This window comes from Nonomuraea sp. IBHARD001, assembly GCF_056106265.1.
This window is the reverse complement of sequence record NZ_JBWBBW010000002.1, coordinates 333263-347234: the sequence shown is the minus strand read 5'-3', so window position 1 is coordinate 347234 and position 13972 is coordinate 333263. Positions and strand designations below refer to the sequence as shown.

Annotated in this window: 8 protein-coding genes and 1 pseudogene; 1 reads left to right on the top strand and 8 read right to left on the bottom strand. The window is 67.8% G+C overall.

What is annotated here, in order from left to right:
* Positions 1 to 13: 13 nt before the first annotated feature.
* The 4 genes from ACTWNK_RS03695 to ACTWNK_RS03680 form a co-directional block, all read right to left on the bottom strand.
* Positions 14 to 478 (bottom strand): SixA phosphatase family protein, encoded by a 465-nt coding sequence (locus ACTWNK_RS03695; protein ID WP_474302081.1) that lies wholly within the window; start codon positions 476 to 478, stop codon positions 14 to 16.
* Between the two features lie 272 nt (positions 479 to 750).
* Positions 751 to 3081: a sodium-translocating pyrophosphatase gene (locus ACTWNK_RS03690; protein ID WP_474302080.1), complete on the bottom strand. Its 2331-nt coding sequence runs from the start codon at positions 3079 to 3081 to the stop codon at positions 751 to 753.
* A gap of 1351 nt (positions 3082 to 4432) precedes the next feature.
* On the bottom strand, positions 4433 to 4858 hold the full coding sequence (locus ACTWNK_RS03685) for an ATP-binding protein (RefSeq protein ID WP_474302079.1): 426 nt from the start codon (positions 4856 to 4858) through the stop codon (positions 4433 to 4435).
* Between the two features lie 2 nt (positions 4859 to 4860).
* Entirely contained in the window at positions 4861 to 5211 is a 351-nt protein-coding gene (locus ACTWNK_RS03680) for an STAS domain-containing protein (RefSeq protein WP_474302078.1), read from the bottom strand.
* Between the two features lie 413 nt (positions 5212 to 5624).
* Between ACTWNK_RS03680 and ACTWNK_RS03675 the strand changes: the two are divergent.
* Positions 5625 to 8555, top strand: a pseudogene (locus tag ACTWNK_RS03675) (DEAD/DEAH box helicase).
* A 1003-nt stretch (positions 8556 to 9558) separates the two neighbouring features.
* Here the strand turns inward: ACTWNK_RS03675 and ACTWNK_RS03670 are convergent.
* The 4 genes from ACTWNK_RS03670 to ACTWNK_RS03655 form a co-directional block, all read right to left on the bottom strand.
* On the bottom strand, positions 9559 to 11277 hold the full coding sequence (locus tag ACTWNK_RS03670) for a hypothetical protein (protein WP_474302077.1): 1719 nt from the start codon (positions 11275 to 11277) through the stop codon (positions 9559 to 9561).
* Positions 11278 to 12148: 871 nt separating this feature from the next.
* On the bottom strand, positions 12149 to 12667 hold the full coding sequence (locus ACTWNK_RS03665; protein WP_474302076.1) for an Rv3654c family TadE-like protein: 519 nt from the start codon (positions 12665 to 12667) through the stop codon (positions 12149 to 12151).
* A gap of 276 nt (positions 12668 to 12943) precedes the next feature.
* A complete protein-coding gene (locus ACTWNK_RS03660; RefSeq protein WP_474302075.1) occupies positions 12944 to 13339 on the bottom strand; it encodes a TadE family type IV pilus minor pilin in 396 nt (131 codons plus the stop codon).
* A gap of 151 nt (positions 13340 to 13490) precedes the next feature.
* Positions 13491 to 13814 carry a DUF4244 domain-containing protein gene (locus tag ACTWNK_RS03655; RefSeq protein WP_474302074.1) on the bottom strand — a complete coding sequence of 108 codons (324 nt, stop codon included), beginning with the start codon at positions 13812 to 13814 and terminating at the stop codon, positions 13491 to 13493.
* Positions 13815 to 13972 lie beyond the last annotated feature (158 nt).

The following is a 13972-nucleotide window of genomic DNA, read 5'->3' as shown; positions in this document are numbered from 1 at the left end:
GGCTCCCCCGGTGTCAGTCCTCCTTGGGATCCCAGCGGTCGACCAGGCGTCCCGTCCCAGGCCAGAGGTCTACCCACTCGGCGTCGGTCTCGATCACGGCGAACGCGCCCGGCTTGAACCCGAACTCGCCGCCGACCAGGCTCAGCACCAGTTCGTGCACGCCCGGGTTATGCCCGACGAGCGCCACGGTCCGCGCGTCGCCCTGCCTGCGCAGCAGCTCGAACAGCTCCTCGGGATAGGCCTCGTAGATCTCCTTCTCGAAGATCGGCTCGGCGCCGGGGAAGGCCAGCTCCGCGGTGCGCCGGGTGCGGGTCGCGGGCGAGCACAACACCACGTCCGGGACCAGCCCTCTGCTCGTCAGCACCTCGTGCACCCGCCCGGCGTCGCGCTCGCCGCGCTCGGTCAGCGGCCGGTCCCTGTCGTTGAGCCCCGGAACCTGCGCGGCCTTGGCATGCCGCAGAACGATCAGCGTGCGCACGACGTCGTCACCCCTTCGACATCCAGATGCCCATCCCGGCGATCACCGCAAGGATCGCGAGCATCGCCAACAGGATCAACACCAGCGTCTTGCCGCCCGACGGCCTCTGCTCCTCCATCCCCCCAGTTTCCCACCCACCCCACCCGCCCTCCCACCCGATCCCACCATGAGCCGAGGACCGGACCGCCCGGCGGGAGAACGGGCCGGGACCGGACACAACCGAGGCCCCCACCGGCAGGTAGGGGCCTCGGGCGAACAGGTTCGGGCGGCGGTCAGGAGCTGACCGGCTCCGGGGTCCTGTCGTTGTTCTCGTTGCTCTCCGACGGCGTGCCCGCCGAACGGCGCTTGGACACGATGATCGCGCCGACCACGACGCCCACCGCGAGCACCGTGACGCCGATACGCAGCGTCGGGTTGTCGGCGTAGGCCACGACGGCCGGGGCGATGAGCAGTGCGACCAGGTTCATCACCTTGATCAGCGGGTTGATGGCCGGACCGGCGGTGTCCTTGAACGGGTCGCCGACCGTGTCGCCGATGATCGTCGCCTCGTGCGCCTCGGAGCCCTTGCCGCCGTGGTGCCCGTCCTCGACCAGCTTCTTGGCGTTGTCCCAGGCCCCACCGGAGTTGGACAGGAACACCGCCATCAGCGTGCCACAGGCGATCGCACCGGCCAGGAACGCCCCCAGCGGCGCGTACCCGAGTGCGAAACCGACCGCGATCGGCGTGAGCACGGCGAGCAGGCCGGGTGTGGCCAGCTCACGGAGCGAGTCGCGCGTGCAGATGTCGACGACCCTGCCGTAGTCGGGCAGCTCGGTGCCCGCCATGATGCCCGGCTTGGTCCTGAACTGCTCCCGCACCTCGAACACCACACGCATGGCCGCCCGGCCGACCGCCATGATCGCGAGCCCCGAGAACAGGAACACGACCGCGGCGCCGATCATCAGGCCGACCAGGATGTTGGGCGCGTCGACGCTCAGGCTGAACGTCTGCAACGTGCCCAGCGCCTCCTTGACCGAGGCGCTCGCGGTGAGCAGTTCGCCCTCGACGGCCGTGCGGAAGGCGCCGAACAACGCGGTCGCCGCCAGTACGGCCGTGGCGATCGCGATGCCCTTGGTGATCGCCTTGGTGGTGTTGCCGACGGCGTCGAGGCTGGTGAGCACCCGGGCGCCCTCGCCCTCGACGTCGCCCGACATCTCGGCGATGCCCTGCGCGTTGTCGGAGACCGGGCCGAAGGTGTCCATCGACACGATGACGCCCACGGTGGTCAGCAGACCGGTGCCGGCCAGCGCGACCGCGAACAGGGCGATCGTCACATTGCCGAACCCGAGCAGGAACGCGCCGTACACCGCGGCGCCGATGACCAGCGCCGAATACACCGCCGACTCCAGACCGACGCTGATGCCGGCCAGGATGACGGTCGCGGGACCGGTGCGCGAGCTCTCGCCGATGTCCTTCACCGGACGACGGTTCGTCTCGGTGAAGTACCCGGTGAGGATCTGGATCGCACTGGCCAGCACGAGGCCGATCAGCACCGCGCCGATCGCGATGATCCGGGGGTCGGAGTCGACGGCCGCGATGGCCGTGCTCACACCCGACAGCTCGGCGAAGCTGCTCGGCAGGTAGGCGAAGGCCGCACCGGCCACGAGCACGGCGGAGATCGCGGCGGAGATGAAGAAGCCCCGGTTGATGGCGGCCATGCCGTTGCGGTCCCCGTCGCGCGGACGCGTGACGAAGATGCCGATGATGGCCGTGATCACACCGATCATCGGCACGATCAGCGGGAAGACCAGGCCTTCGACACCGAAGGCGACCTTGCCCAGAATGAGGCTGGCCACCAGCATGACGGCGTAGGACTCGAACAGGTCGGCCGCCATACCGGCGCAGTCGCCGACATTGTCGCCCACGTTGTCGGCGATGGTGGCGGCGTTGCGCGGGTCGTCCTCGGGGATGCCCTGCTCGACCTTGCCGACCAGGTCGGCGCCGACGTCGGCGGCCTTGGTGAAGATACCGCCGCCCACTCGCATGAACATCGCGAGCAGCGCCGCGCCGAAACCGAACCCTTCGAGCACACCGGGCGCGTCGCCCTGGTACACGATGACGACGATCGCCGCGCCCAGCAGACCGAGCCCGACGGTGAACATTCCGGCGACGCCGCCGGTGCGGAAGGCGATGCGCATGGCGACCTTCTCCCCCGACTCACGGGCGGCGGCGGCCACGCGAACATTTCCGCGTACGGCCAGCCACATACCCATGAATCCGGTCAGCGCGGAGAACAACGCACCGACCACGAAGAAGATCGACCGACCGATGCGCACATCGGTCTCACCGGGCAGTAGAAGCAACAGGAAAGGAATCAGAACCACGAAAATCGCGAGCGTACGGAACTGCCGCTTCAAATAGGCGGCGGCCCCTTCCTGTACGGCTCGGGAGATGTCCTGCATGCGCTGCGTGCCTTGACCGGCCGCGAGCACCTCTCGCACGAGTCCGCCTGCGACGGCGAGTGCGAGCAGGGCGACCGCGGCGACCACGATCACGATCGTGAGGTGGTTTCCGCTCAGGGACACCGCTGAGCTTGGTTCAGCGGCCAGATAGAGCCTTGACATCCGTTCTCCTCGGCAAGACGGGTACGTCCTGCCCGGACGGGCGCTGCGGTATCACGTACGGCGGGCGGTGCTGCGCACATCCGGGTCATGGGCTGTGCCGCTTCCGGTTGAGTCCGCCGCTGCCGCGGGGTAAACCTTGGCCGGTGCCGGGAGTCTACGCACGGCCGTCCCGGATATGAAGGCTCTGCGCACGGCCATTTACCAGACGTTCGGTAATCACCTGACCAACATGCCGATATCCAGGGGTACTTAAGGGTGGAGGGTGGGGTTTAGGAGGGCTTTTATTTGTTGTTTGGGGTGACTGGAATGGGCGAGGGTGGGGGGTGGAGCACGCTGTATGGGGTGGTTGTCAGGGGCGGGGTGTGGAGGAAGTCAGGATCAAGGAAGAGGTCCAGATGGCGGGACTCCGTCCCGGGGGACGCGCTTGTCACTTGCGCATCAGGGGGGTGGGGTTTGGGGCGGGGGGAGGGTGGGGTTTGGGGCAACTCACGACCCCTCATGACCTACGCCCCTTCTGCCCCTCGCGCCCTCCATGACCTCGCCTCCTACCTGCCCTCTGCCCTCTGCCCCCTGCCGCTCCCGCCTCGTCCCCGCCCCCGCCCTCTTGCGCCCTACCGCTCCCGCCTCTTGCCTCTTGCCCCCTGCCGCTACCGCCTCGTTCTCGCCTCTTGCCCTTGCCTCATCTCGCGCCTCGCACCTCACTCCTCGTCTCTTGCCTCCGCCTCTTACCCCCTGCCCCCTTGCATCCCTCGCCCGGCCTTCGTCCTTACCTCGCGCCCCCTGCATCTCGTGCCCCTTGCACCTCGATTCTCACCGCTCGGCCTCGCGCCTCCCGTCCCCTCACCCCACCCCTTGCCTCACGTCTCACGCGTCTTGACTCTCGGCCTCACACCACGTACCGCCCGCGCCTTGCCCAGATCTCACACCGCTCACCTCTCGGCCTTGCATCCCTTGCACCCGCCTCCGTCCTTCACCCCGCACACCTCGCGCCTCACACCTCTCGCCTCGCACCTCGCTACTCGGCCTCACACCCTCACCCCGCCCGTGCCCTCGTCTCGCGCCGCTCGCCCTGCGGCCTTGCCCCTTGCGTCCCTCGCCTCCACCCCTTGAGTCCTGCCTCCGCTCCTCACCCGCACCCCGCCGTGCCAAGCACTCCCCTGGGACCAGCCCGGCGCCCTCGACGTAACGCTCCTCAGCCGAAGTCCCGCTGGAGCGGCGTGAAGGACGGGTCCCAGCCCTGGACGGCGAGTAGCTCCAACCACGGCGTCAGCCGTACTGGATGCCCCTGAAAGCGTGCAGAAACGACGAATGGCGCCCAGTTGGGCGCCAGCCGTGGTTCGGTCCCTCGGGGTTAGATGCGGCCGTTGGAGATGGCCGGCCAGCTCATGCGGATGCGCATGCCCTTGGGGCTGGGGATGACCTCGACGTCGTCGGCCAGGCCCGCGATGACCGCGATGCCGAAGCCGGACGTGAGGGTGTCGGGGAACAGGGCAAGGTCGAAGGACTGCTCCTGTTTGATGTCGTCACTGGGTGCCAGGTCGGTGACGACGACCTCGAAACGACCGGAGTCGTCCCGCAGCTCGATGCGGATGGGCTCACCCGGGCAGTGCAGGCGGTGTGCCTCCACAGCCCGGGAGCAAGCCTCTCCGACGGCGAGCCTGACCTCGTCCAGGACAGACTCCTCCACGCCGGTGCGGCGGGCGATCGCGGTCGCGACCAGCCGTGCCGTACGCACGTGCGCGGGCAGTGCGCTGAACGTCAGCTCGACGGTAGCCATGACTACTTGTCTCGGCCGTGTGCTTCCTTGGCCTCGTCGACCGAAGCGTAGATCCCGAAGACCTTGGTCAGTCCGGTGATCCGGAAGATCTTGAGAATACGCTCCTGCGTGCACACCAATTCGAGGGAACCGTCATGCGCCCGAACCCGCTTGAGCCCCCCGACCAGGACACCAAGGCCCGTCGAGTCGAGGAAGTCGACCTTCTCCATGTTCACGAGCAGATTGAAGTTGCCCTTGTTCACCAGGTCGATCAGCAGCTCACGCAGCCTCGGCGCGGTGTAGACATCGATCTCACCCTCGACCTCCACGATGGTGAGTCGGTCTTCGGTGCGGTGATCCAACTTCAGATCCACAGATCCTCCAGCGCCTTGCCTGCGAAAGTACTCTGGCGGGCCTGGCAGTCTGGAGCGGGGTTGCCCCTGACTGTCCGACCCTGACGCGCGGCATTCAACCACGCCCAGCTTCACTGTCTATACGAAATCACGATTCCCGGCGACTCTGCCCATGGATGCGAGACTGGAAACCAGTGAGTTCCTTCGCCTTCTCCCCACATCGAGGCGGTCCACTCCTCGACCGGCTCCTCGGTGTTCCCGCACGTCATGAGCGCGTCACTCATGTGGAGCATGTTCCAGCACGTCAAGCCGGTCAAGTACGTTGGCCGGAATGGGCCCCCGAACTTCTGGTTACGCGCTTGGCGAACCAAGGCGTCGAGGGCCTCTGGTCGCACCAATACGACACCGCCACGCTGGCCCACGAGGGCAAACATGTGATCGTCGCCACGGGGACGGCGTCCGGGAAATCGCTGGCCTACCTCACTCCCGCGCTGGCCGCGGCGCTGTCGGGCGGCACGGTGCTGTACCTGACGCCCACCAAGGCCCTGGCCGCCGACCAGCTGCGTTCCCTGCGCCGCCTGGCGATCACCGCCTTGCGCGCCGCCACGTTCGACGGCGACACGCCCTTCGAGGAACGCGCCTGGGTACGCCAGCACGCCAACTACGTCCTCACCAACCCCGACATGCTGCACCGTGCCCTGCTGCCACGCCATGCCCAGTGGTCGTCGTTCTTCCGCCGACTGCGCGTGATCGTCGTCGACGAGTGCCACGGGTACCGAGGCGTCTTCGGCTCCCACGTCGCCCAGATCCTGCGCCGCCTGCGCCGCGTCTGCGCCAAGTACGGCTCCACGCCCGTGTTCGTCCTCGCCTCGGCCACCGCCAGCGAGCCCGGCGCCTTTGGGCGACGCTTGACCGGGCTGGAGATGTCCGAGGTGACGGTTGACGCCTCGCCCAAGGGGTCGACCACCTTCGCCCTGTGGGAGCCCCCACTGACGGAGCTCCGCGGCGAGGGCGGCGCCCCTGTGCGTCGTACGGCGACTGCTGAGACTGCCGATCTTCTGGCTGATCTTGTCCTGGCCGATGTTCGTACGCTGGCTTTCGTGCGTTCCCGGCGTAGTGCGGAGACGGTGGCGCTTACTGCGCGGGCGCTTCTTCAGGATGCCGGGGTGGGGGGTGGCTTCGGTGCTCGTGGTGGTGCTGGTGGGGGTGGCGGTGCTTGGGCGCGGGGTGGGGTGGGGGGTTCGTTTGAGGAGTTGGGCGGTGGTGAGGGAGGGCGGTCTGAGCGGGGGCTGTGGTCTGGCGAGAGGTGGTCTGGCGGGGGTATGCGGTCTGGCAGGGATGCGGTGGCAGGCGGGGATATGACGCCTGGCGCGGATGCGGTGGCAGGCGACGATTCGACAGCTAGCGCAGGCATGCCGCCTGGCGGGGACCTGGCGGCTGGCGGGGGTATGACGCCTGGCGCGGATGCGGTGGCTGGTGACGATTCGGCAGCTTGCGGAGGCAGGCCGTTGGTCGGAGGAATGCCGTCTAGCGGGGACTTGGTGGCCAGCGACGATTCGGCGGCTCGCGGAGATATGCCACTTGGCGGAGAAATGCCGCCTAGCGGGGATGTGGCCGACGACGATTCGGCGGCCGGTGTTGCTGCGCTGCCTGATGGGGGCTTGCTGACCGGCGAGAGCTCGCCCCCTACTCCAACCCGACAGCTTCCATCCCCGACGACTCCCCCTCCCCACCTCGCCCACCCCAGCCACATCACCCAAGCCCCCCACGCACCCCACGCCGATCAACCAGCCCCAACCGCCGACCCCACCCAAACTGCCCCCCCACCCAACCAAGCCCCTCGCCCCGAAATATCCCCCACGCTTCCCACGCGCGACATGTCTCCTATGCCCGACGCGTATCCCACCCACCCCATATCCGACACATCCCCCACGCCCAATACGCCCCCAATCCCCAACGCGTCCCCCGCACCCGACACACCCCCAGCCCCCAACCCCTCGCCCACACCCGACACACCCCCCATGCCCGACTTGCCGGACCGCGTCGCCGCCTATCGCGCGGGCTACCTGTCCGACGACCGGCGTGTGCTCGAAAAGGCCCTGCGTTCAGGTGAGCTCATGGGCCTGGCAACGACCAACGCGCTCGAACTGGGCGTGGACGTCTCCGGCCTCGATGCCGTACTCATCGCCGGTTGGCCGGGCACACGGGCCTCCCTCTGGCAGCAGGCAGGCCGAGCCGGTCGATCCGGCCAGGACTCCCTCGCCGTACTGATCGCCAGGGACGACCCCCTGGACACCTACCTCGTGCACCACCCCCAGGCCCTGTTCGGCCAGCCGGTCGAGGCGATCGTCCTCGACCCCACCAATCCGTACGTCCTCGGCCCTCACCTCTGCGCCGCCGCCGCCGAGATCCCCCTCACCGAGGCCGACCTGCCGATCTTCGGCGACTCCGCGCCCGCCGTACTCGACGACCTCGTCACCCAGGGCCTCCTTCGCCGCCGTCCGGCTGGCTGGTTCTGGACGCGTAGAGAACGAGCCACGGACCTGGCCGATATCCGAGGAGGAGGCGGCCACCCGATCCAGATCGTCGAAAGCGACACGGGCCGCCTGCTGGGTACCGTCGACGAATCGTCGGCCCACACCGCCGTACACACCGGCGCAGTACACCTGCACCAGGGCGAAACGTTCGTCGTCGACCTCCTCGACCTGGAGGCCGGCGTGGCCCTGGTGACAGCAGGCGAACCGGACTACACGACGTTCGCCAGGGACATCACCGAAATCTCCGTACTGTCGTCCTTGCGGTCACACTCCCTCGGCCCGGCCGACCTGCATTTCGGCGAGGTCGAAGTAACCCGCCAGGTCGTGTCCTATCTCAAGCGCCGCAGCCAAAGCGGCGAGGTACTGGGCGACGAGCCCCTCGACCTCCCCCCACGCACCCTCCGTACGCGCGCCGTCTGGTGGACGCTGCCCGCCACCGAGGTGGCCCGCCTCGCCGAAGCCGGATTCGACCTCGGCGGCTCCGCCCACGCCGCCGAACACGCCGCGATCGGCCTGCTCCCCCTGTTCGCCACATGCGACCGCTGGGACATCGGCGGCGTGTCCACCGAACTCCACCCCGACACCGGCCTCCTCACCGTCTTCGTCTACGACGGCCACGAGGGCGGCGCCGGTTTCGCCGAACGCGGCTACGCGCGAGCAGCCGACTGGCTCACCGCCACCCGAGAAGCCATCGCCTCCTGCGAATGCGACCGAGGCTGCCCTTCCTGCATCCAGTCCCCCAAATGCGGCAACGGCAACGACCCCTTGGACAAACAAGGCGCCCTCCACCTCCTGGCCACCCTCCTCACCCCAACCCCCCACCCATAGCCGACCCCTCCCACCAGAACAGGCGACACCCCCACCAACGCCATAGGCGCCCTTGCGGCAGCCAACTCGCCACCCCGTGGCTCGCGCCTCCCACCACACCGTGCCGCGAGCCTCTGCCGCCTTCGAGCATCTAGGCAAATGCGGCAGCAGCCAGTCACCACGCCGCGTTCACACAGGCCACACGCGGTGTCAGTGGAGGGGCTGCACATCCTGGCGGAGCTTCGGCCAGCCTCATATTCCGGACATCCGAGAGCCCTGCCTCGCCCAAATACCCGAGAGCCGTGCCGTCACCTCAGCCTTCGTCAGCGTCTCCAGAACCGCCCTCGACCGCCTTCCCGAGCTCTCGCCGCATTGCCCGTTTCATTGCTGGCATCGCCCGTCTCAACAGCCTCACCGGCGTCTCCCGCCCGTAGGCGTTCACCAGACTGCCCCCATCGACGAGCAGCATCAGCCACGCCGTCAGCCCATCAGAGTTGGCAGCCCGCCAGAGGTTCCGGTCACGGCTTTCGGACAGCTCCGCTCAGACCTGCCTCCTACCGGCCTGAGCGAAGCCACCCGACAGCACCTGATCGAAAGCCGCGCGACAACGGAGCCATCCCACGCCGAAGTGATGCGCCGGCAACCCACCTCCCAGGCGGACTACGTCGCCTTGCCCCGACTCCGAGCGGCACTGCCCTTACCGCTCGCCCAGCCGCGTCCAGGGCTGACCTCGGCCTCGACCCGGAGAATCCAATCCCTCCGCCACAGCCCGTATCCGAGCCACATCCCACGCAAGTCCCAGCGCACCCGAGCCCCAGCGCCCCCTAACTCTCAGCCGCCCTGCTCGCCAAGCCGTTCGCACAAGGCAACCTCGACGCGTGTGTCAGCCACCCCCCGTCAACGTCGACTCAAAGACACCCCCTCCTAGACCGACCCGCCGACGCCGTCCCAACTCACCGGCCCGCGAGGGTGCCCACCCCAACCCGGCGGCACCCCCACCCCACAACAAGCCCACCCCCTACGACTACCCGACAGGAACCGACGCCGTCCCCGCACCGAACGACGCCTCCCCCTCGCCGTGATCGACACCAACCCCCGCCGCAGCAGCCGCCCGCCCGGCCCCGCCCTCCGGCCTCAGCCGCTCAGACCTGACCGACTCGGCCACACCAAGAATCACAGCCGGACGCCGATTGGTCGGCGGCGGCACACTCTCCGTCATCGGGTCATACACGCCCCTCGGCGACGTCACAGTCCCACTCACCACCGTGTCGTCCTCCTCGACAACACCGCCGAGACCGCCACCAGCCCCTCCCTTTCCAGAGCCCTCAGCGCCTTCGGCGACGCCAGCAGCCCCCATGGCCGCCCCCTCAGTCCTGTCCCCAGCCCCAGCCTTGCCTCCGGACTCAGCATCGCCAGCAGCCGCAGCCGCCCCTCCCGCGTCCCCCTCCACAGCCACAGCCGCTCCCGCCCCGCGAGCGCCACCAGCGACCAGCGACCTACGCCTCAGCCAAGCCCCACCAAAGGCCCCGATCAGCAGCACCAGCCCACCCGCGACAAGCAGCCCGTACTGCCGCACACCCCCGAACACCGAGCCACCCGACTCCACCGCGGCCCCCGCCTCGGTCACACCATGATCCGTACCCAACGAGGTGCCAGCCTCTCCCTCCCGATCACCCCGAAGCGAATCGCCCACCAGGCCGTCTCGCCCACTCTCAGGATCGTCAAGCGGCGATACCCCCTCGCCCTTACGCTCCCCGTCGGTCAGCGACTGATCCTTCGGCGTACCGGAATCGCCCTGCGACTTCCCGGTCGACGCGGCCTTGGCGGAGTCCTTGTCCGACGGGTCGGACGAAGCCTTGTCGCCGTTCTCCACCGCTTTGGAGTCGTCAGTGTCGCTCTGCGACGTCCCGCCCTTCTTCGGATCCTGCTCTGCGGCCTGCGGCGACGCCTTGGCGGAATCCTGTGGCGCGAGAATCGTCACGTACGCGGTGTCGGAGGCCGCCGAGCCGAGCACCCCACCTTCGCCGTCCCCTCGGAACGCCTTCACCACGACCCCGACCTGCTCACCAGCCGAACCAGCCGGTACGTCGAACATGGCCTTGCATGACGAACCCGAACAGGCGCTGCCAGCCGGAACCTTGCCGACACTGCCGTTCTGACTGGTCGACACCTCGTAGGACTGCAGATCGGGCTCCGCCCCCTTGCTCCAGGTAACGGCGATCTTGTTACCACCCTGGAGGCTGGCGCTCACGCCACTCGGCTCGGCCGCCGGTCGACGCAACCTGAAGGTCCGCGTGTCGTACGTCTGGCGGCTGACCTCTCCCACAAAAGTCACGGTGTACGTACCGTTGGGCGCACTTCCGGCGTTGAACGTGCCGGAGATCGTCTGATTCGCCCCGCCACGAGCCACACGCTGCCGCGAGACCGAGGGCCCTTCGACATACAGCCCGACGTCCAACTGCAGCAGCCCACTACGCGCCGAAACCGGTACGGATCCACTCGTCACGACCTGTCCCTCGGACGGTGAGGTGATCCCGGTCGAGGCCGCGCCTGACGTTGAGGCAGCCGAGCCGTTCGCCGACGCCGTGGCGCTATTGGTCAACGTCACCTTGGTCGCCAGCGTGGGCAGCGCGACCGCTTCTGCCGCCGTCGACCCCATGAGCACCAAGGACCCAACTGCGAGCGGCACGACCACCGCTGCCGCCATCAGTCTGCGAACCGCCGCCACGGCGTTTCCCTTCATCGAGAGCCTCGCACCGCCGCCACCCGCGTACGCGAGCAGCCGTACGGCGACTGGAAATGCCAGTCCTCCAGGCCCGCCTGAACGAGCCAAATCCCCCGAAACACATCGCCCCCACGACGACGCCGAGCAGCATAACCAGTTGACCCGCCTTTGTCCCACCAGTCAGTACAAGTCACATTGGGCAAGGGTAAGCGAGTCCTTATGCGAGATTTCCTACTCTTGAGCACGAAGTCCAAAAAGTCGCACTTCGTTAGTGACCCAGAGTCATCCTCTTCCCTCGATCCCCCGAACGCCCCTCACCTGCCATACGCAGCCAAAAGACTCAGAAATGCCGCCTCGAAAGCCAGATAAATGCCACAAGACGCACATCGCTGATTGCCACCCTGAGAAAACTCAACCCCACGCTTTAGGGCCTACACACATGCCACCTAAGGAGCATGCAGAAACCCACCACCCTTGCAGGGATTCCCCAAGCGACCACCCCCGACCGGCCCCAGACGCCGACCTCCCCGACACCGGCATCTCTCTGGCGGGCCCGGCCCCAAGCCGAGCACACGCCCCCTGATTTCCTCTGTCCGAGCGGTCACCCTGCCTGGAACGACAGCCCGACGAGGCGAGTGCAGTCTCCCAACGAACACCGCTCCGCAGGCATCCCGCCCAATTCCCCGCCCCCCCTCCCAAAGCGAGCACCTTCACCAGACAGAGCCCGTGCGACCAGACCCCCTTCACTCCGCGCTCGCCTCCAAGGCCACATACCTCCAAGCGAAGCCCCGTCCATCAGCGGCGCGAGAGCACGGAACGGACTATGGAGGAGCGGAGCGTGCCACACGGAAGAGTGATTCATGGGGAGGCAGGACGCGGAGTGCTGCGGTCACGGACCGACCCGGCTTGGTCCAGCCCTTGCCTGGGCAATCAGCACGCGCGCCCCCACTACGGGCAGGTCGACGCGCAACCTAGCCCAAACCTTCACCACCTCCCCGAACACCTCACACCGCTCCAACTCAGCCCCATTCGCGATAGCGATCGCTGACGCTTCGGCACAGACACGCCCCGGCTCCGCCAAGGCCAGTCGCGCTCCCGCCAGGGCACTGAGATCGGCCGCAGCCCGTACGCGGTGTTGAGCCACTCGCACCGAGCCCACGACAGCGAACGCCATTGCGACAAAGAGTATTAATCCCATCAATCCGACCGCCCAAATCGAAGCCGATCCCCGGTCCTGCCGATGGCGCCGATACCGGCCATGAACCCCACCCTCGGGGCGCCTGAAGCTGCGGCGGCGCGCACGACAATCCCGGGATGAACAATCCGACAAATTCTCACTTCTATGACAACGTGAATATCCCTCACCAGCCCCGCGCCTCGACAGCTCTCCCGTTCGTTGTCGTGTCACACTCCCCCTTCCCTTCAGTCCTTCTTTTCCGATTCGTCCACCGATATCGCGTTCCCACCTGGGCACGTTCAGCCGTATTCGCCTTTTCGGTCCGAGCGGCTTTCTCGGAATGCGAACGGGCTCCCGTTCGCCGGTTCGCCCGTCGCCTTCTGAGCAGCGAGCGAACCGGCTTGGTGACGGCGGCAGCCGTACGGCCTCGGATCGAATGGGCGAAGCCGGCTGTTCAGTCGTCGGGGTGGTGCGGCGGCGGCTCGGGGCCCGGTCGGGTGTCGGCTCTCACGGCGAGGCTGGGTTCTCGGAGGCGTTGGGCTCGGTGGCGGCGACGGCCTTGGCGTGGATGTCTATGGGTGGCAGGGCTATGCCCCAGCTTGGGCGTATGCGGGCGGACACTTCGACTTTTGTCGTCTCGGCGTCTCGGGTGATGTCGACCTGAGCGCCTGCGGGAGCGCGTACGAGGACCTGGGCGCGTACGTCCTCCAACGCCTCGCCTCGGGCTGCGGCACGCGCGCCGGCTCGGGTGGCGTCTACGCATTCCAGTTGTGCTCCTACGACGGAGATCGCCCATAGCGCGGCTGCCAGTACGGCCACCAGGGCGGGCAGGACCGCTGCGGTTTCTGCGGTTACGGAACCGCGGCAGCTCTGGCGCCGCCTACGAAGGTGCTGGGAGCGCATGCGGATCGCTGACCTCTCGCGTCGGAGGGCGGGTGATCATGGGAGATACCGGGTGGGGTGCAGGTGTGTCGTTGTGGCTGGACTGGTCTTCGAGTGGTTCGCAGGATTCCGGTGTGGCATGGAGGTTTGATCGACTGGCGTTGGAGGTTGGCTATCCGGCGGTGTCGAGGGCCTGGGAGATCAGGTTGCCGAGGCTCTCCTGGATGTCGGGGCTAGTGACGACCTTGAACAGGACGGCTGCGAAGGCGCAGGCTGCGATGGTTCCCACGGCGTATTCGGCTGTGGACATGCCTCGGTCGGTCGCCGCCATCGACAGCTGTGTCAGGCGCTGCCGTACGAAGGCGGATGCCGTTGTGTGCAGTGCCCTGCGCGTGCTGGTGACGAAGAGTGCGTTGAGGCCGAGGAAGTAGGCGCTCAGGGTGAGGGGGCTCAGCATCGTGTTGCCTGTTTGTGGGGCGAGGGCGGTGTTGTTCATCGGTCCTCCAGGTGTCTGGCTGGGTGGGCTACCAGAGTCGCCTGGTGGGGGGCTCGGATCGGGGGCGAGCGGCGTTCTGTGGATAGTGGGCGGGCGCGAGATTGGGCTGTGGATGGCGGTGGGAGGCGTACGGGCGACACCGTGCTGCACGCGATGCC

What these genes read in the sequence shown, in the direction of transcription:
- ACTWNK_RS03655 (WP_474302074.1), bottom strand. Translation starts at nt 13,814, where the DNA reads ATGAACAACACCGCCCTCGCCCCACAAACAGGCAACACGATGCTGAGC.
- ACTWNK_RS03685 (WP_474302079.1), bottom strand. Translation starts at nt 4,858, where the DNA reads ATGGCTACCGTCGAGCTGACGTTCAGCGCACTGCCCGCGCACGTGCGT.
- ACTWNK_RS03690 (WP_474302080.1), bottom strand. Translation starts at nt 3,081, where the DNA reads ATGTCAAGGCTCTATCTGGCCGCTGAACCAAGCTCAGCGGTGTCCCTG.
- ACTWNK_RS03660 (WP_474302075.1), bottom strand. Translation starts at nt 13,339, where the DNA reads ATGCGCTCCCAGCACCTTCGTAGGCGGCGCCAGAGCTGCCGCGGTTCC.
- ACTWNK_RS03670 (WP_474302077.1), bottom strand. Translation starts at nt 11,277, where the DNA reads ATGAAGGGAAACGCCGTGGCGGCGGTTCGCAGACTGATGGCGGCAGCG.